At 58.5% G+C, this 17,634-nt stretch carries 15 protein-coding genes; 7 read left to right on the plus strand and 8 right to left on the minus strand.

Annotation, left to right across the window (positions count from 1 at the left end; all coding sequences use genetic code 11):
- Nucleotides 1-272: 272 nt before the first annotated feature.
- The 5 genes from edd to ACTJKV_RS02315 form a co-directional block, all read right to left on the minus strand.
- On the minus strand, nt 273-2,090 hold the full coding sequence (edd, locus tag ACTJKV_RS02295; protein WP_274100872.1) for a phosphogluconate dehydratase: 1,818 nt from the start codon (nt 2,088-2,090) through the stop codon (nt 273-275).
- Between the two features lie 109 nt (nt 2,091-2,199).
- Nucleotides 2,200-2,898, minus strand: a complete 699-nt coding sequence (pgl, locus tag ACTJKV_RS02300; protein WP_274100871.1) for a 6-phosphogluconolactonase — start codon at nt 2,896-2,898, stop codon at nt 2,200-2,202.
- Between the two features lie 12 nt (nt 2,899-2,910).
- Nucleotides 2,911-4,386 (minus strand): glucose-6-phosphate dehydrogenase, encoded by a 1,476-nt coding sequence (gene zwf, locus ACTJKV_RS02305; protein WP_062438714.1) that lies wholly within the window; start codon nt 4,384-4,386, stop codon nt 2,911-2,913.
- Between the two features lie 156 nt (nt 4,387-4,542).
- Entirely contained in the window at nt 4,543-5,829 is a 1,287-nt protein-coding gene (locus ACTJKV_RS02310) for an NAD(P)/FAD-dependent oxidoreductase (protein ID WP_274100870.1), read from the minus strand.
- Nucleotides 5,830-5,839: 10 nt separating this feature from the next.
- Nucleotides 5,840-7,276, minus strand: a complete 1,437-nt coding sequence (locus ACTJKV_RS02315) for a glutamine synthetase family protein (RefSeq protein ID WP_062426035.1) — start codon at nt 7,274-7,276, stop codon at nt 5,840-5,842.
- A gap of 127 nt (nt 7,277-7,403) precedes the next feature.
- On the opposite strand from ACTJKV_RS02315, the gene ACTJKV_RS02320 reads away from it, so the two are divergent.
- Nucleotides 7,404-8,588: an NAD(P)/FAD-dependent oxidoreductase gene (locus ACTJKV_RS02320; RefSeq protein ID WP_274100869.1), complete on the plus strand. Its 1,185-nt coding sequence runs from the start codon at nt 7,404-7,406 to the stop codon at nt 8,586-8,588.
- A gap of 124 nt (nt 8,589-8,712) precedes the next feature.
- On the opposite strand, the gene ACTJKV_RS02325 is transcribed toward ACTJKV_RS02320, so the two are convergent.
- On the minus strand, nt 8,713-9,213 hold the full coding sequence (locus ACTJKV_RS02325; protein WP_274100868.1) for a hypothetical protein: 501 nt from the start codon (nt 9,211-9,213) through the stop codon (nt 8,713-8,715).
- Here ACTJKV_RS02325 and ACTJKV_RS02330 point away from each other — a divergent pair.
- Complete coding sequence (locus ACTJKV_RS02330; protein WP_274100867.1) at nt 9,203-10,072, plus strand: LysR family transcriptional regulator; 870 nt, start codon at nt 9,203-9,205, stop codon at nt 10,070-10,072. The genes ACTJKV_RS02325 and ACTJKV_RS02330 overlap by 11 nt on opposite strands.
- Here ACTJKV_RS02330 and ACTJKV_RS02335 read toward each other — a convergent pair.
- Entirely contained in the window at nt 10,069-10,314 is a 246-nt protein-coding gene (locus ACTJKV_RS02335) for an SMc00767 family acetate metabolism repressor (RefSeq protein ID WP_062426031.1), read from the minus strand. The two genes, ACTJKV_RS02330 and ACTJKV_RS02335, sit on opposite strands and share 4 nt — an antisense overlap.
- A 102-nt stretch (nt 10,315-10,416) precedes the next feature.
- Nucleotides 10,417-11,706: an isocitrate lyase gene (gene aceA / locus ACTJKV_RS02340; RefSeq protein WP_274100866.1), complete on the minus strand. Its 1,290-nt coding sequence runs from the start codon at nt 11,704-11,706 to the stop codon at nt 10,417-10,419.
- Between the two features lie 240 nt (nt 11,707-11,946).
- Here aceA and ACTJKV_RS02345 point away from each other — a divergent pair, with 240 nt between their 5' ends.
- From ACTJKV_RS02345 to ACTJKV_RS02365, 5 genes are all read left to right on the plus strand, one after another.
- Nucleotides 11,947-13,365 (plus strand): helix-turn-helix domain-containing protein, encoded by a 1,419-nt coding sequence (locus ACTJKV_RS02345; RefSeq protein WP_062426189.1) that lies wholly within the window; start codon nt 11,947-11,949, stop codon nt 13,363-13,365.
- Between the two features lie 186 nt (nt 13,366-13,551).
- Entirely contained in the window at nt 13,552-14,649 is a 1,098-nt protein-coding gene (locus ACTJKV_RS02350) for a polyamine ABC transporter substrate-binding protein (protein WP_112358818.1), read from the plus strand.
- A gap of 80 nt (nt 14,650-14,729) precedes the next feature.
- Complete coding sequence (locus ACTJKV_RS02355; RefSeq protein ID WP_274100864.1) at nt 14,730-15,887, plus strand: ABC transporter ATP-binding protein; 1,158 nt, start codon at nt 14,730-14,732, stop codon at nt 15,885-15,887.
- 11 nt (nt 15,888-15,898) lie between these two features.
- A complete protein-coding gene (locus ACTJKV_RS02360) occupies nt 15,899-16,807 on the plus strand; it encodes an ABC transporter permease (protein WP_062426027.1) in 909 nt (302 codons plus the stop codon).
- A gap of 3 nt (nt 16,808-16,810) precedes the next feature.
- On the plus strand, nt 16,811-17,623 hold the full coding sequence (locus ACTJKV_RS02365; protein WP_274100863.1) for an ABC transporter permease: 813 nt from the start codon (nt 16,811-16,813) through the stop codon (nt 17,621-17,623).
- The last annotated feature ends 11 nt before the right edge of the window (nt 17,624-17,634 follow it).

Consider the following 17,634-nt stretch of genomic DNA (forward strand, 5'->3'; position numbering starts at 1 on the left):
TGCGCCACCGCCCCCACGGCTGGCTGCACAGGCCCTATAGGGCGATCATCACAGCCACATGACAGCAGAGGCGCTAGCCTTCACGTCAATAGGGGAGAAATGGAGAGGGGATGTCAAGGCATGATGCTGGAGCGCCCTTCGTCCTTTTGGACGCGCGAAGGACGCTTCTTCTTTCAAGCCACGCAGGGTGCTTTTGCGAAACTCGGTCTCGAGTTTCGCGCCGCTTTTGTCGCGGCATCGCGGATGCCCCAAACGGACCGCCATTGGTCAGATCAATGGAAGACGCTGGCGCCCTGGTCTGCGGTTCCGGCATTGCGACGGAACGGCGCGAAAAGCTCGCGGCCCATGCCCCACTCATTGCCGGAGAGATCGGCCCGCGCAGGTTCGCGCTTGGACAACTCCGCTGCCGACACCAGAACCTCGAGCGTGCCTGAGACCGCATCGAGACGGATGATGTCGCCATCGCGAATGAGCGAGATCGGCCCGCAATCGGAGGCTTCCGGCGTGACGTGAATGGCGGCGGGCACCTTGCCCGAAGCGCCAGACATACGGCCATCGGTAACGAGCGCCACCTTGAAACCGCGGTCCTGCAGCACGCCGAGCGGCGGGGTGAGCCGGTGCAGTTCCGGCATGCCATTGGCCTTCGGTCCCTGGAAGCGGACGACGGCGATGAAGTCGCGGTTCAGCTTGCCATCCTTGAAGGCATCCTGCAGTTCCTGCTGGTCGTGGAAGACGATGGCAGGGGCTTCGATAATGTGACGCTCTGGCTTCACTGCGGAAATCTTGATGACCGACTTGCCGAGATTGCCGGTCAGCATCTTCAATCCGCCGGTTGGCTGGAACGGTGTTTCGATGCGGGAGAGAACCTTCGGATCGTGGCTCTCTTCGGGTGCTGCTTGACGCTGGATGGCGCCGTTTTCACCAAGCTTGGCATCGATCGTATAGGCCTCAAGTCCGTGACCGAAGACGGTGCGCACATCATCATGCACGAAGCCCTGTTTCAGGAGCTGCTTGATGAGGAAGCCCATGCCGCCGGCCGCATGGAAATGGTTCACATCCGCAAGCCCGTTCGGGTAGACGCGGGCGAGAAGCGGCACGATGTCGGAAAGGTCGGAGATATCCTGCCAGGTCAGAATGATCCCGGCGGCCCGTGCCATGGCAATCAGGTGCATGGTGTGGTTGGTGGAACCGCCTGTCGCATGCAGGCCGACCACGCCGTTGACGACGGAGCGCTCGTCGATCATCTCGCCGGCAGGGGTAAATTCGTTGCCCTGTGCTGTGATCGCCAGCGCCCGCCTCACGGCTTCCTTGGTCAGCGCATCACGCAGTGGCGTGTTCGGATTGATGAAGGAGGAGCCGGGCATATGGAAGCCCATGATCTCCATCAGCATCTGGTTGGAATTGGCGGTGCCGTAGAAAGTGCAGGTACCAGGACCGTGATAGGACTTGGACTCGGCCTCCAGCAGTTCCGCACGGCCCACCTTGCCTTCCGCATAAAGCTGGCGAATGCGCGACTTCTCGTCATTCGGAAGGCCGGTCGTCATCGGTCCCGCGGGAATGAAGACGGCTGGCAGATGGCCGAAGGTGAGTGCTGCGATCACCAGACCGGGTACGATCTTGTCGCAGACGCCGAGATAGACGGCAGCATCGAACATGTTGTGTGACAAGCCGATGCCGGCCGCCATGGCGATGGCATCGCGGGAAAACAGCGAGAGCTCCATCCCGGGCTGGCCCTGCGTGACGCCGTCGCACATGGCAGGCACTGCACCTGCCACCTGCGCAATTCCGCCTGCCTCTTTCGCCGCATCGCGAATGATCTGCGGAAAGATCTCGTAAGGCTGGTGGGCGGAAAGCATGTCGTTATAGGCAGTGATGATGCCGAGATTGGGAATTCGATCGCCGGCAAGGATGTCCTTGTCGGCGGGGGAACAGACGGCAAAGCCGTGGGCGAGGTTGCCGCAGGACAGAGTGGAGCGATGAACGCCCTTGGAGATCTGCAGCCGCAGCCGCTCGAGATAGATTTCGCGATAGGGTTTCGAACGTTCAACGATGCGGGCGGTAATGTCCTGAACGCGTGAGTCGGCAGCCATGGGCTTCATCCTGTCCTTCTGTTGAGCGTCGGCCACAGGCTTGGGAGACCGGACCGACGATCATGTTTCATTCAAATGCCGGGCACCGCCGCCGCATGAATACGGGACGTTATGGCGCCCAGTAGATATTCACCGTCGAATCCGCACGGTTCAGCACGGAGCGGATCGGCATTTCGTCCTCATCGAGATCGGACTGTGCCTTCGCGAGCGTTTCCTTCTTCGCCGCACCTTCGATGTGCAGCACCAGGAAACGGGCGTCGTGAAGCGCTGCAAGGTTGAAGGTCAGCCGTTCCTCACCGGCATTTTCCGCAGCCATGGTCAGCACGGTGCGCGGCTCATCGAGATCGAGCGCTTCCTCGAGGTTGTCGCCGCCGGGGAAGAAGGAGGCGGTATGTCCGTCGGTCCCCATGCCCAGAATGACGATGTCGAACGGGTCACAGATATCGGCGGTTCTTGCGGTTGCCAGCGTTGCCGCATCTTCAGGTGAGGCGGCAGACTGATAAAGCGGCACGAAATAGGCCGTCTTTGCTTCGTTCTGCAAAAGGTTCTCGGCGACCAGCTTGTGGTTGGAGCGGTCGTTATCCGGCGGCACGAAGCGTTCATCGACCAGCGTGATGCTGACGCGCGGCCATTCCAGCTGATGCTTGGAAAGCGTCTGGAAGAACAGTTTTGGCGTAGAGCCACCGGAGACGGCCATGCTGGCCGCCCCGCGTTCTTCGATGGCCGCTTTCAGGTGCGCAGCAACATCGCCTGCGAGCTTTTCGGCCAGTTCCGGACCGTCCTTGAAGATGTGCATGTTGGGTTCCATCCGCATCTTCCTTTAGTCGGCTTCATGCCAGGTACGACCGTCGCGCTCGATCAGCGCGATCGCGCCGCTCGGTCCCCAGGTGCCGGAGGTGTAACCCTGCACGCCCTGGCCGACGGCTTCCCAGCTTTTCAGGATCGGATCGACCCAGTTCCATGCCGCTTCCACTTCGTCGCGACGCATGAAGAGCGTCTGGTTCGAGCGGATCGTGTCCATCAACAGACGCTCATAGGCATCTGGATTGCGCACGTTGAAGGCTTGGGCAAAGCTCATATCAAGCGACACCTGACGCAGGCGCATGCCGCCTGGACCCGGATCCTTGATGAGCAGTGACTGCTTGACGCCTTCGTCCGGCTGCAGACGGATCACTAGCTTGTTGGCTTCGATCTTGCCGGCCGTATCGTCGAAGATCGAATGCGGGATCTGCTTGAAGGTGACGACGATTTCCGAAACGCGGGTTGCAAGTCGCTTGCCGGTACGGATGTAGAAAGGCACGCCTGCCCAGCGCCAGTTGCCGATTTCAGCCTTGAGGGCGACGAAGGTTTCGGTGTTGGAAACGCCGCCTTCCAGCTCTTCCAGATAACCCTTGACCGCTCCGCCTGCCGAGGCGCCAGCGCGGTATTGTCCACGCACGGTGTTCTTCTCGACATTGGCTTGCGTGATGGGTTTCAGCGAGCGCAGAACCTTCAGCTTCTCGTCACGCACCGCTTCGGCGTTCATCGAGGAGGGGGGCTCCATTGCAACAAGGCAAAGCAGCTGAAGAATATGGTTCTGCACCATATCGCGAAGCGCGCCAGCCTTGTCGTAGTAACCTGCACGACCTTCGAGCCCGACGGATTCCGCCACGGTGATCTGCACGTGGTCGATATGGGTGGAATTCCACAGCGGTTCAAAGAGCGCGTTGGCAAAGCGCAGAACCATGAGGTTCTGAACGGTTTCCTTGCCGAGATAATGGTCGATACGGAAGATCTGCTCTTCCTTGAAGACGTTACCAAGCGTGTCGTTCAGCTCCAACGCGGAGGCGAGGTCACGTCCGATCGGCTTTTCCACCACGATGCGGGTGGATTTGGTGATCAGCTTGTGATCGCGGATCTTGGAGGCGATGTCGCCGAAAATTCCAGGTGCGACGGCAAGATAGAAAGCGCGGATGCGATCCTTGCCTTCATCGAGAAGCTTCTTCAGCTTGTCCCAGCCATCGTCGGACTTGGCATCGACGGGAATGTAGAAGAGGCGCGCGCAAAACTTTGCGACTTGCTCCTCGTCATATTCGCCGGACTTCAAATGCTCCTTCAGGGCATCCTGCGCAAACTTCCGGTATTCCTCATGCGTCATGACAGAGCGGGAAGCGCCGATGATGCGGGTCGGTTCGGTCAGTTGGCCTTCCACTTGGCGGTGGTAAAGGGCGGGCAGAAGCTTGCGTTCTGCCAGATCGCCGGTGCCGCCAAAGACGACGCAATCAAAGGGGTCAACGGGAATAATTTGACTGCTCATGTCGATTCTCTCGATCTCTACACGTTAGGGGCATCCATAATCTAATCGATTTAAAAATGCCAGAGTTGATGTACGAAAATAATGAATTTTGCTGCTGGCCCGTCATGCCGGCAGGTGTCCAATCGTTGCTTTTGCACAATGCGAAGGCAGACGCGTTCAAAACCTGTCCCGTAATGCATACCACGTCAGCGCCAGAAACAGGAGTGGCGCCCGCAGCGATGTACCACCTGGAAAGGATGGAACATCGAGCGCCGCGAACTGGTCGAGTGCCTTGTCCTTATTGATCACCATGTCGGCGTAAAGCTTGCCGCAATAGTTGGACAGCATCACCCCGTGTCCGGAATAGCCGCCGATGGAAAGGACACCCGGCATGACCTCGCGCACGAAGGGCTGGCGTGTCAGCGTAATGCCAACGGACCCACCCCAGGCATGTGTCATCTCGATATTCGCAAGCGCGGGGTAGATTTCCGAAATCTGCTTGCGGATATGCTTGGAAATGTCGCGCGGCGAGTCGGCCGTATAGGCTTCCCGCCCGCCGAACAACAGGCGGTTGTCCGGCGTCTTGCGGAAGTAGCGCACCACGAAGCGTGAATCCGCCACCGCTTCCTTCTCTGGAATGATTGACGGAAACTGATCGAGCGGTGCTGTCGCCCCGATGAAGGAGCGGATCGGCATCACATGCGCTGCAGTGACGGGCTCCAGATTGCCGATATAGGCATTGGTCGCAATCAGCACTCGGGTTGCGGTGATCGTACCAGACGGCGTTTCGATCAGCGTCTTGCCGCCGGACTGGCGGATAGACTTGGCCGGTGTCATTTCGAAGATATCGGCACCCGCCGCTTTCGTAGCCTTCGCCAGTCCCACGAGAAGTTTCAGGGGGTGAATATGACCGGTGCCGGTGTCGCGCACGCCGCAATGATAATGCGACGATCCCAGCCGATCTGCGGTTTCTGCCTTCTCCATGAAGGCGATTTCCTCATAGCCGTAGCGGCCCACCATGGCCTCGACGCTATCACGATAGCTCTTTTCATAGGCACGCTTATGCGAGACGTTCAACTGCCCCGGCTGGAACTCCATGTCGATCTGGTTGTCGCGGGCAAAGTCGAGCACATAGTGCTTGGCGTTTTCCGCGAGATCGAACAGCGCCTTGGAGCGTTCGAAACCGATCTTTTCTTCAAGCTCGTCCGGCCAGGCGCGCTGGCCTGTGCCGAACTGTCCGCCATTGCGCCCCGACGCGCCATCACCGAAGCGATGGGCCTCGATCAGGGTAACGGCAATGCCGACGCGCGCCAGATTATAGGCCGCCTGAAGGCCGGTGAAGCCGCCGCCGATAATGGCGACATCGACCGTGCACGAGCCATCCATCGTCGGATACTCCGGACGCTCCGCAACAGTCTCCTGATACCATGAAACGCCCGGCGCTATCGGGCTCTGCCATGCCATATCGTTCACCTCACACGTTCAGCAGCAGGAACTCGCGCTCCCATGGGCTGATCACCTGCATGAAGGTTTCGAACTCGCCGCGTTTCAGGCCGGCATAAAGACCGACGAACTCGTTGCCGAAGATGCGTTCGAACTGCTGCTCCTGTTCCAGAAGTGCGACGGCTTCGAGCAGACCGCGTGGAAGCTCGATGGAGCCTTCATTGGCAGTCTCGTAGGTTGGCTCCGTCGGTTCGATATTGTTCATGATGCCAAGCCAGCCGCAGCCGAGCGATGCGGCAAGCGCGAGATACGGATTGGCATCCGAACTCGGCAGGCGGTTCTCCACGCGCCGTGCCTGCGGTCCGGAAATCGGTACGCGAAACGCCGTGGTGCGGTTGTCGTAACCCCAGGCATTGTTCACCGGGCAGGCCATATCCGGCGTCAGGCGACGATAGGAGTTCACGTAAGGCGCCAGCATCACCAACGCGTTCGGCACGTAGCGCTGCATGCCGCCAACGAAGGAGAAGAATTCCTTCGACGGGGTGCCATCCTTGTTGGAAAACACGTTCTGGCCGGTCTCGATATCGATGACGGACTGGTGGATGTGCATGGCCGAACCGGGCTGAGCCTGCATGGGTTTAGCCATGAAGGTGGCGTAGATGCCATGTTTCAGCGCGGCTTCGCGAATGGTCCGCTTGAAGAGAAACACCTGATCGGCAAGTTCGACCGGATCGCCATGGCGCAGGTTGATTTCCAGCTGCGCCGGACCCTCTTCATGAATGAGGGTGTCGATTTCCAGACCCTGCTTTTCCGAGAAATGATAGATATCGTCGATCAATTCGTCGAATTCGTTGATGCCGGCAATCGAATAGCTCTGACCGCCGACGATGGAGCGACCGGAACGACCCTTTGGCGGATGCAGCGGATAATCCGGGTCGTCATTCATCGCCACGAGATAGAACTCGATTTCCGGCGCCACGACCGGCTTCCAGCCCTTGTCCTGATAAAGAGACAGCACATTCTTCAAGACGTTGCGCGGCGTGTAGGAAACGGGTTTGCCTTCCTGATCCACAACATCACAGATGACCTGTGCGGTCGGATCGCTTTCCCACGGGACGACGGAGAGGGTGGAGAGATCGGGCACCAGCTTCAGGTCGCTGTCGCGCGGCTCATAGCGGAAGTTCGCAGTCTCATCCGGATAATCGCCGGAAATGGTATGACGATAAAGCGCGGAGGGCAGCGCCAGCGAGGTGTCGCCGGTGAACTTTGCCGTCGGCATCATCTTGCCGCGCGCAACGCCTGCCAGATCGGGGGTGATGCATTCAATGTCTTCGATCCCGCGTACCTTCAGCCATTGCGCCGCTTCGCGCCATGTGGAGACGCCGCGGGTAGAGGAGAGTTCAACGGGTGGTTTCTTCGCCATGGTTGCCGGTTTCTTCGGGCGGAGCATGGTTTTCTTGGGGGGCATAAATCACCGGTGTCTGTTTCGACTGGGGGCATAATAGTCAGACTTTGACAATTGGCGAGAGGGGAATGCGCATTGACAAGAAGCATGACTTCGAAAAGAGGGAGTGCAACAAGGATAAGGAAAATCCATGACGGAAAAATGTGATGTGCTGATTTTGGGCGCAGGCGCCGCAGGCATGATGTGTGCCATCCGTGCCGGTCAGCGCGGCCGCTCCGTCATCATCCTCGACCATGCCAAGGCGCCGGGAGAGAAAATCCGCATCTCCGGCGGCGGGCGCTGCAACTTTACCAACATCCACGCCGGGCCGAAGAACTATCTATCGCAAAACCCGCATTTCGCCAAATCGGCGCTCGCCCGCTACACACCGCGCGACTTTCTCGATCTGGTGGAGAAGCACAAGATCGCCTGGCACGAGAAGACACTCGGCCAGCTCTTCTGCGACGACAGCGCCAAAGACATCATTCGCATGCTGCTGACGGAGATGCAGGCTGTTGGTGCCAAGCTGCGACTACAGACTGAGATCACATCGGTCGAGGGCATGGCAACAGGTGGCTTTCGCGTAACGACCTCGCGAGGTACGATCGAGGCAAAGAGCCTCGTCGTTGCCACCGGCGGTAAGTCGATCCCCAAGATGGGCTCCACTGGCTTTGCTTACAAGCTTGCCGAGCAATTCGGGCTCCCTCTGGTCGAGCCGCGTCCCGGTCTGGTGCCGCTAACACTCGATCCGTCGCAGTTAGAGCGGCTGTCGCCTCTCTCCGGCGTCGCGGTCCCAGCCGATATCTCGCATGGGAAAACGACGTTTCGCGAAGCGCTGCTCTTCACCCACCGCGGCTTGAGTGGTCCTTCCATTTTGCAGATCTCATCCTATTGGCGGGAAGGCGATGCCATTCGCCTGAAGCTCGAGCCTGATATCGATATCACCGAGAAACTGAAGGCCGCCAAGAAAGCCAATGGTCGTCAATCCGCCCAGACGGCGCTTGGCGAGATTTTGCCGAAGCGGCTTGCGCAATATCTGGTGGAGCAATCGGGCCTCACCAGCCATCTCGCCGATCTTTCCGACAAGGCGCTGATGGCTCTGGCGGCCAGCGCGCAGGACTGGCAGATCAGGCCCTCCGGCTCGGAAGGATACCGGACCGCCGAAGTCACGCTTGGCGGCGTCGATACCGCCCACCTCGATTCCAGAACCATGCAGACAAAAGCTGTTCCTGGCCTCTATTTCATCGGCGAAGGTGTGGATGTGACGGGGTGGCTTGGCGGCTATAATTTCCAGTGGGCCTGGGCATCCGGTTACGCCGCAGGCGAGTCCGTTTAGGGCAAATCCCGTCAGCCTGTGTCCGCCGAATTTGCTTGAACGGCTTCCCCTGACGCATTCTGAGTGCAAAGCGGAAACCACTCTCGCCAGAAATGCTGCAACGCGGCGATGCTTTAACATCTTGTTAAGAGGCGCGAGTCATGCTGACCTCTATGCCAGCACAACGCGAGTTGGAACATGAGGTCTCGCTGGACGCCGGAACCCGGCATTGATCGGTCAAGTTTTTCGTTGGAAGCCGCTCATGATGATGTCCAGAAATCGCGCCCGCGCCGTCGCTATTGCCCGCACGCGTAATGACAACCTCCTCGTTACCTTTCGCCTCAGCCTGATCGCGGCTGGCGCTCTGGCCGCCCTGATCGCAATCGCGTTCTGAGCTGCGCCTGACGTCTTTAAAGGCTGAAACCATGCGGGTTAAGATGCTCGGTCCGCGAAATTCAGCGTAGAATTTTTCCTCCGCTTCGCGGCGCGCCTTTGGACCTTGAGGTTCGGGTGTCTTGATCATGCCATAGGCGAGATAGAGTCCGTGCATGGTGATCTCCGTTGATCGGTCGATCTGACTCTGCACCCAAATTTCTGCTTTATCTGCCGCCAGCATTGGCTTATGTTTTTCATTCATGAAAAACATCGGATGGGATTCCTACCAGCTTTTCCTCGACGTTGCGCGCGGCGGCGGCCTGACAGGTGCGGCGGCCACGTCTGGCCTCAGCCCGGCAACGATCGGTCGCAGAATGCTGGAACTCGAACAGCGGATCGGCAAGGTTCTCTTCGTCAGAAGCCAGACGGGCTACGCCCTGACGGCAGATGGGCGCATGCTTCTCGACAATCTTCATCTTATGGAAAACGCTGCGGGTTCGATCGAAGGCTGGCGAAAATCCAGCGCGACCTCTTCGCTGGTGCGCGTTGCGCTCGGCACATGGAATGCTCAACTGATCATGAGCAATTTCTCCGCCATTTGCAGCGAGCGAGACAGCTTTCGCATCGATCTTTTTATCGCCGAACAGAGAGCAGCGCTGACCCATCGCGAGAACGATATCGGTATCCGCGCTTTCGAGCCGGAGGAGCGCAATCTCGCTGCGATCAAGACTGGCAATGTCGCCTACGCCGCCTACAGACTGCGCAATGCGCCGCAATCTTTGGCGGATCGCTGGATTGTCGTGGACAAAGAAAATGCGATTTCCGCCTATTTGCGCTGGCCATATGAGGCGAGGGCGGAGCACATCGTCGTCACCGTGAACAGGCCTTCAGGTCTGCGCGAACTGGTTCTGTCCGGTGCCGGCACGGCAGTGCTACCATGCTTCATCGGCGATGCAGATGCGCGGCTGGTGCGAGAGGGCGCAGAGATCGATGAACTGCGTCATCCACAGTGGCTGGTCATGAACAATGAAGACCGCCACCGCCGCGATATACGGACGGTGGCGGACCGAATGGTGAGGCTCATCAAGCAGCATTCCGACCTTTATGCCGGACGCGGCGTACCGGACTAGGCCGCAGCCTTGCTCTGCGCGACGATGACCGGAATCAGCAGATCGCCCCAGTTTCCGTCGCCGCCATGGTGGCGGGCGGAGCGGACGAGTTCTACGGAGATTCCCGCCTCGACCGCATTCATGACCGCCTGGTTGAGGCGGTGCAGGTCGTTTGCCAGCATACGAATGGCAGCCTGTTGGTCCTGCGTCATGGCAGAGGACTGTTCTTCTGCCCGTTCTCTAACTCTCGAAATCGAAGCCATTGTCTTTCCTCCTCAAAGAGCATGCCGCGCAAAGCTGTTGAGCGGTTTGCGGATAACGACATGCGTTAACAAAAGTACCTGAAGCGTTTCACACTTCCGATGTTATTCTGCGGCCGGGCGGAACTGGTCGTGCTCGGTCGATTCCTTCATGGCGGTGGTGGATGAGGTGCCGCCGGAAATCGCGACGGAGACCGCGTCGAAATAGCCGGTGCCGACTTCGCGCTGGTGCTTGGTTGCGGTGTAGCCGTTGATTTCGGCTGCAAATTCCGCCTCCTGAAGCTCCGAATAGGCTGCCATCTGGCGATCCTTGTAGCCGCGTGCCAGTTCGAACATGCCGTAATTCAACTGGTGGAAACCGGCAAGTGTGATGAACTGGAACTTGTAGCCCATCGCTCCCAACTCGCGCTGGAACTTCGCAATCGTCGCGTCGTCCAGGTGCTTCTTCCAGTTGAAGGACGGCGAGCAGTTGTAGGCAAGCTTCTTGCCCGGATGAACCTTGTGAACACCTTCGGCAAACTTGCGGGCCTGCTCCAGATCCGGCTTGGATGTTTCACACCAGATCAGATCGCAGTAGGGCGCGTAGGCATTGGCGCGGGCGATGCAGGGCTCAAGCCCGTTCTTCACCTGATAGAAACCTTCGACCGTGCGGCCGGCATCGTAATCGACAAAGGGGCGGTCCCGCTCGTCGATATCGGATGTCAGAAGCTTTGCCGCTTCCGCGTCGGTTCTGGCAATGACCAGCGTCGGAACGCCCATGACGTCTGCTGCAAGGCGCGCTGCCGTGAGGTTACGGATATGCGCCGCCGTCGGGATCAGAACCTTGCCGCCGAGATGGCCGCACTTCTTTTCCGATGCCAGCTGATCCTCATAGTGAACGCCCGCCGCGCCCGCCTCGATGAAGGCCTTCATGATTTCGAAGGCGTTGAGCGGACCGCCGAAGCCGGCTTCGGCATCGGCAACGATCGGCGCGAACCATGTGTCGACCGAAAGCCCTTTGCCTTCGGCAGTTTCGATCTGGTCGGCGCGCTGAAGCGTGCGGTTGATGCGCTTGGCAAGTTCGGGTGCGGCATTCGCCGGATATAGCGACTGATCAGGATACATCGCGGATGCGGTGTTTGCGTCTGCCGCAACCTGCCAACCCGAAAGATAGATGGCCTTCAGACCGGCGCGAACCATCTGCATGGCCTGGTTGCCGGAAAGCGCACCGAGTGCATTGACGAAGCTTTCTTCGTTGATCAACTTCCAAAGGCGGTCGGCGCCCATTTCGGCCAGCGAATAGCGGATATCGACCGAGCCGCGCAGCTTCAAAACATCGTCCGCCGTGTAGGTGCGCTCGATGCCGTCGAAGCGTCCATTCGGAGCATTTGGAACAAGCTTGTAAAAATCAGTCACATCTCTCTCCCATATCTGTGTGCTGTCACTTCCCGCTGCTTTTACTTTGGATCGATAGCAGCGATCTGATGTGACTGAATTTACATTTATCGGTTTTCTATAGCTAGATGAAAAGGAAAAACAGTGACTTGAAACGGGTTATGGTGTATCGTCTTTGACAGAATGTCTTTGTAAAAATGTAAATTTTGTAAAAGAGAAGAGCGCTCATCTTTTGTGAGCTTTTGTCAAAGGGAAGGGATGATGGCGGAAACCAAGATCTTTGCAGGGCCGCGCGTGCGCCGGGTGCGAAACGGCTTGGGCCTGACGCAGACCGCCATGGCGGAAGCGCTGTCAATCTCACCTTCCTATCTCAATCTGATCGAGCGCAACCAGCGTCCCTTGACGGTGCAACTGCTGCTTAAACTTGCCTCCGTCTACAAGGTCGATCTCGACGATCTGCAAGGCGAAAGCGGCGGCACGGCCAGCCAGTTGCGGGAGATCTTCGCCGATCCGCTGCTGGCAGGTGAAATTCCCTCGCCACAGGAGCTTGTCGAAGTGGCCGAAGCCGCACCCAACGCCGCCATGGGCGTGGTCAAGCTCTACCGGGCCTATAGCGAACAGGCCAAGCGCCTTAGCGATCTTTCCGACCTTCTGGCGCGCGAGGGCCATCAGACGACCTTGTCGGCCACACGCCTGCCGATCGACGAGGTCCGGCAGATATTCGAGAGCAGACCCGCCCATTTCGCTCTTCTGGATGGCGCGGCGGAGAGTTTCCATGCGGCACTCGGAGCGAGCGACGATCTGGCATCGGCTTTGAAATCCTGGTTGCAGAAGAACCACGGCATCATCGTGCGCAGCCTGCCGGTCCATGTCATGCCGAATCTGCGCCGCCGATATGACCGGCATTCCATGCGTCTGTTTCTGTCCGAACGGCTGTCGATGCATGACCAGCTTCGGGAACTGGCGATGGAAGTGTCTTTGCTCGCGCTGACGGATGAAATCTCGCAGGAGCTGGAGGCGCTTGCGCTTTCAAATGAAGAAGCAAAGCGCATCGCTCGTTTTGAACTCGCGCGCTATGCCGCCCACGCTTTGATGATGCCCTATGCTGCCTACCTGGCTGCGGCCCAGCGGGCGCGCTACGATATCGACGTGCTGCGCGCGCGCTTCAACGTCTCTTTCGAACAGGCAGCCAATCGTCTTGTCTCATTGGCAAAGCCGGGATCGTCGGCAGTCCCCTTCTTCATGATGGAGACCGACAGTGCCGGAAACCGCTTTCGCAAGGCAGGCGCGCAGGGCTTTCCGCAAGCGAAATTCGGCGGTCTCTGTCCTAGGCTCAATATTCATGCGGCCTTTGCCCAGCCAGGGCAGATACTGGTTGAGAGTACGGAAATGCCGGACGGCGCTTCCTACATCACCATCTCACGCACGCTCGAAGGACCTCAGGCCGGTTTCGGGGAACGGGTGCGCCGTACGGCTCTGATGATCGTGACAGAAACGGCGCACGCGAAGGATATCGTCTATGGTGAAGCGCTCTCTGCTTCGGCCAGTGCAGTCGCCATCGGACCGTCTTGCCGATTGTGTGAAAGACAGGGCTGCCTGTCGCGAGCGGAGGCACCGCTGACACGTCCGCTCGGTCTCGATGAAATGGTGACGGGCCTCAGCGTCTTCGATTTTCAATAACTTGGCTCAAAGAGTCCAGCGTTGCCGGGCTTTTGTACAGGTCTTCAGCCACCTCGCCGAAATGTCATCTGCCTGAAATTTTCGCACTGCACATTTCTGCTTGCGGAGGCTGATTTTCCTTCTTAGTCTCTGCCAAAACAAAGGGGTTTGCGCAGTTTCTCGTCATGCGCCACATCAGGAGAAATCATGAGTTATCGATCGCTTCGTTTCACCCTGGCTTTTGCCACGGCCGTTCTCTCTGCCGGCGCTGCCTTTGCCCAGGAAAAGGTCGTCCACGTCTATAACTGGTCCGACTATATCGACCCTTCGATCCTTGAAGACTTTACCAAGGAGACGGGCATCAAGGTCGTCTACGACGTTTATGACGGCAACGAAGTTCTGGAAACGAAGCTCTTGGCGGGGAATTCCGGCTATGATGTCGTGGCCCCCACATCGCCCTTCCTCGCACGCCAGATCAAGGCGGGTGTTTATCAGAAGCTCGACAAGTCCAAGCTTCCGAACCTGAAGAACATGTGGCCGGAAATTACCACGCGTCTGGCGCAGTACGACCCCGGCAACGAATACGCCGTCAACTACATGTGGGGCACGACCGGCATCGGCTACAATGTCGCCAAGGTCAAGGCGGCTCTCGGTGACGTAAAGGTGGATAGCTGGGACATTCTGTTCAAACCGGAAAACGCAAAGAAGCTGCAGTCCTGCGGCATCAATATTCTCGACGCATCGGACGAGACCTTTGCAATTGCCATGAACTATTTGGGCAAGAACCCGGATAGCAAGGAGACAGCCGATCTGGAAGCTGGCGGCGATGTCTACAAGGCGATCCGTCCCTATGTGAAGACGTTCAATTCCTCCGCCTATATCGATGAGCTTGCCAATGGCGATAGCTGCATCACCATCGGCTGGTCCGGCGACGTGCTGCAGGCCAAAACCCGCGCCGAGGAAGCCAAGAACGGCGTCGAGGTCAACTACGTCATCCCGAAGGAAGGAACCTATATCTGGATGGACTCCTTCGCCATTCCAGCCGATGCCAAGAATGTCGAAGAGGCGCATGCCTTCATCAACTATATGATGAAGCCGGAAGTGGCTGCGAAGGCTTCGGACTTTGTTCAATACGCCAACGGTAATCTTGCGTCCCAGGCGCTGATGAACCCGGCGGTTGCGAAGAATCCTTCGGTTTATCCAGACGAGGCGACGATGAAGAAGCTCTTCACCATCTCGCCATACGGGCCGCGTGAACAGCGCGTTCTGAACCGTATCTGGACCCAGATAAAAACCGGCACCTGATCGGATTTGGACAAAAGGGGCAGGCGGTGACAGCCTGCCCCTTTCACGTTTGGCACTCTCGCAATCAAACAGAGCAGGTCATGGCGAAATCACTCGGCCCGGTAAAACGCAAATTCTCTCCCTGGACAGATCCATCCTCGGTCCCTTTCATCCGGTTCGAAAACGTGACCAAGCGATTTGGTGATTTCACTGCCGTCGACAATCTGACGCTGGATATTTACGAGCGCGAGTTCTTCTCCCTGCTCGGGCCATCCGGTTGCGGCAAGACCACGCTGATGCGCATGCTGGCAGGCTTTGAGGAGCCGACCTCGGGGCGTATTCTCCTACAGGGAAAAGACATTTCCGGCGTGCCTCCCTACAAGCGCCCGACCAATATGATGTTTCAGTCTTACGCGCTGTTCCCCCACATGTCGGTGGAAAAGAACATCGCCTTCGGTCTGGAGCAGGACGGCCTGCCGAAAGCCGATATTGCAAACCGCGTCGCGGAGATGCTGCGCCTCGTCAAGCTCACCGAGTTTGCCAAGCGCAAACCAAGCCAGCTTTCGGGTGGTCAGCGTCAGCGTGTGGCGCTTGCCCGTTCGCTCGCCAAGCGCCCCAAAGTACTGCTCCTCGATGAGCCGCTCGGTGCTCTCGACAAGAAGCTGCGCGAAGAAACCCAGTTCGAAATCATGGATCTGCAGCAGACGCTGGGCCTCACCTTCCTGATCGTCACCCACGACCAGGAGGAGGCGATGACCGTCTCGGACCGTATTGCGGTCATGGACAAGGGTATCGTCGTGCAGGTCGCAACGCCTGCCGAAATCTACGAGGCGCCGAACAGTCGCTACGTGGCCGACTTCATCGGCGATATCAATATTTTCGAGGCGAAGGTCGAGAGCAAGGCGCCCGCAGAAGGCAAGCCCGCTCAGGTCGTGCTGGATTGCGAGGGGCTGAAGGTGACGGTGGAGCAGGAATGTCAGGCCGCTGTCGGCAGCCAGGTGGCCTTTGCCGTTCGACCGGAGAAGGTCCGCATCTCGCTCGACGCGCCGGCCGATGAAACGGTAAATGTCGCGCATGGCGAGGTTTGGGATATCGGCTATTTGGGAGATTTCTCCATCTTCATCGTCAAGCTCGATGATGGGCGCATCATGCGTGCCGCCCAGGCCAATGTCTCGCGCCTGGTCGATCGCCCCATCACCTTCGATGACAAGGTATGGCTCACCTGGAAATCCGATTCCGGCCTGGTTCTGACGCGATAGGAGAGCGACAAATGGCGATCCCTTCTCCTGAAAGCCGCCGAAACCCACTGCAATGGCTTGTGGTGGCCGTTCCTTATTTTTGGCTGTTCCTGTTCTTCGCAGCGCCCTTCTTCATCATTGTGAAGATCTCGCTCTCCGATACCGCGATCGCCATGCCGCCCTACGTGCCGGTCTTCGAAGGCTTCAGCCGGATCGGTGAGTTCTTCTCTCAGCTCGATTTCGACAACTATATCTTCCTGACTGAAGACCCCCTTTACATCGAAGCCTATCTCTCCTCGCTGCGGATCGCCGTCATTTCAACGGTGCTGCTCCTTCTTGTCGGATATCCGATGGCGCTTGCTATGGCGCGCGCCCCGAGCCACGTCCGCCCGACGCTGGTGATGCTCGTCATCCTTCCGTTCTGGACGTCATTTCTCATCCGCGTTTACGCCTGGATCGGTATTCTGAAGCCGGAAGGGCTGTTGACCGTGCTGTTCCAGTCGCTCGGCCTTCTTGGGCCTGACGAGCAGGTGAACATTTTCCGCACCGAGACTTCGGTCTTCATAGGTATCGTCTATTCCTATCTTCCCTTCATGGTGCTGCCGCTCTATTCGGCGCTGGAAAAGCTCGACAACACATTGTTGGAAGCCGCCGCCGATCTTGGCTGCCCGCCCTGGAAAGCCTTCTGGAAAATCACCTTCCCCCTGTCGCTGCCGGGTGTCGTGGCAGGTTCGATGATCTGCTTTATTCCCATCACCGGCGAGTTCGTCATTCCCGATCTTCTCGGCGGCGCTCAGACGCTGATGATCGGCAAGACGCTGTGGACGGAGTTCTTCGGCAACCGCGACTGGCCGCTCGCCTCGGCGGTGGCCGTCATCCTGCTCCTCCTGCTGGTGGTGCCGATCGCCATCTTCCAGAACCAGCAGAAAAAGGTGGGTTGAGCCATGAAACGCGGCAAGTTCGATACCACGATCCTGACCATCTGCTTTGCCTTCCTCTATATTCCGATCCTCATTCTGGTGATCTATTCCTTCAATGCCTCCAAACTGGTGACGGTCTGGGGCGGATTTTCGCTGCACTGGTATCAGTCCATGTGGTCGAATGAGGGCCTGATGGACGCGGCATGGATTACGCTGCGCGTCGGCATGCTGAGCGCTACCATCGGCACGATTCTTGGAACGTTGGCGGCACTTTCGCTGACACGCTTTGCCCGCTTCCCGGGACGGGTCCTCTTCTCCGGCATGATCTATGCGCCGCTCGTCATGCCGGAGGTCATTACCGGCCTGTCCCTGCTGCTGCTCTTCGTTTCCATCGGGGTGGATCGCGGCTTCTGGACGGTCGTCATCGCCCACACGACCTTCACCATGTGCTATGTGGCGATCGTCGTGCAGTCCAGGCTTCTGACCTTCGATCGCAGCCTGGAGGAAGCGGCGCTCGATCTCGGCTGCCCCCCGGTCAAAACCTTCTTCCGCATCACTCTGCCCTTGATCATGCCGGCTGTCGTCGCCGGCTGGATGCTGGCTTTTACCCTGTCGCTCGACGATCTGGTCATCGCAAGTTTCACCACGGGACCGGGCGCCACCACATTGCCGATCAAGATTTACTCGCAGGTCCGTCTTGGCGTGACGCCGGAGATCAACGCCGTCTGCACGATCCTGATTGGTCTCGTCACGATCGGGGTGATCTGCGCGTCCATCACCTCCAAGCGGAGCGAACTCCAGCGCATGAGGGATGAGCACGCCGCTGCAAAAGGCTGAGTAGATTTGGG

The organism is Agrobacterium sp. 22117 (genome assembly GCF_052045735.1).
Classification (GTDB): Bacteria; Pseudomonadota; Alphaproteobacteria; order Rhizobiales; family Rhizobiaceae; genus Agrobacterium; species Agrobacterium cavarae.

Bases quoted from the DNA above. Each gene is read 5' to 3' on its own strand.
- edd (WP_274100872.1), bottom strand. From the start codon at position 2,090: ATGGCTGCCGACTCACGCGTTCAGGACATTACCGCCCGCATCGTTGAA.
- pgl (WP_274100871.1), bottom strand. From the start codon at position 2,898: ATGGAACCCAACATGCACATCTTCAAGGACGGTCCGGAACTGGCCGAA.
- zwf (WP_062438714.1), bottom strand. From the start codon at position 4,386: ATGAGCAGTCAAATTATTCCCGTTGACCCCTTTGATTGCGTCGTCTTT.
- ACTJKV_RS02310 (WP_274100870.1), bottom strand. From the start codon at position 5,829: ATGGCATGGCAGAGCCCGATAGCGCCGGGCGTTTCATGGTATCAGGAG.
- ACTJKV_RS02315 (WP_062426035.1), bottom strand. From the start codon at position 7,276: ATGCCCCCCAAGAAAACCATGCTCCGCCCGAAGAAACCGGCAACCATG.
- ACTJKV_RS02320 (WP_274100869.1), top strand. From the start codon at position 7,404: ATGACGGAAAAATGTGATGTGCTGATTTTGGGCGCAGGCGCCGCAGGC.
- ACTJKV_RS02330 (WP_274100867.1), top strand. From the start codon at position 9,203: ATGAAAAACATCGGATGGGATTCCTACCAGCTTTTCCTCGACGTTGCG.
- ACTJKV_RS02325 (WP_274100868.1), bottom strand. From the start codon at position 9,213: ATGTTTTTCATGAATGAAAAACATAAGCCAATGCTGGCGGCAGATAAA.
- ACTJKV_RS02335 (WP_062426031.1), bottom strand. From the start codon at position 10,314: ATGGCTTCGATTTCGAGAGTTAGAGAACGGGCAGAAGAACAGTCCTCT.
- ACTJKV_RS02345 (WP_062426189.1), top strand. From the start codon at position 11,947: ATGGCGGAAACCAAGATCTTTGCAGGGCCGCGCGTGCGCCGGGTGCGA.
- ACTJKV_RS02350 (WP_112358818.1), top strand. From the start codon at position 13,552: ATGAGTTATCGATCGCTTCGTTTCACCCTGGCTTTTGCCACGGCCGTT.
- ACTJKV_RS02355 (WP_274100864.1), top strand. From the start codon at position 14,730: ATGGCGAAATCACTCGGCCCGGTAAAACGCAAATTCTCTCCCTGGACA.
- ACTJKV_RS02360 (WP_062426027.1), top strand. From the start codon at position 15,899: ATGGCGATCCCTTCTCCTGAAAGCCGCCGAAACCCACTGCAATGGCTT.
- ACTJKV_RS02365 (WP_274100863.1), top strand. From the start codon at position 16,811: ATGAAACGCGGCAAGTTCGATACCACGATCCTGACCATCTGCTTTGCC.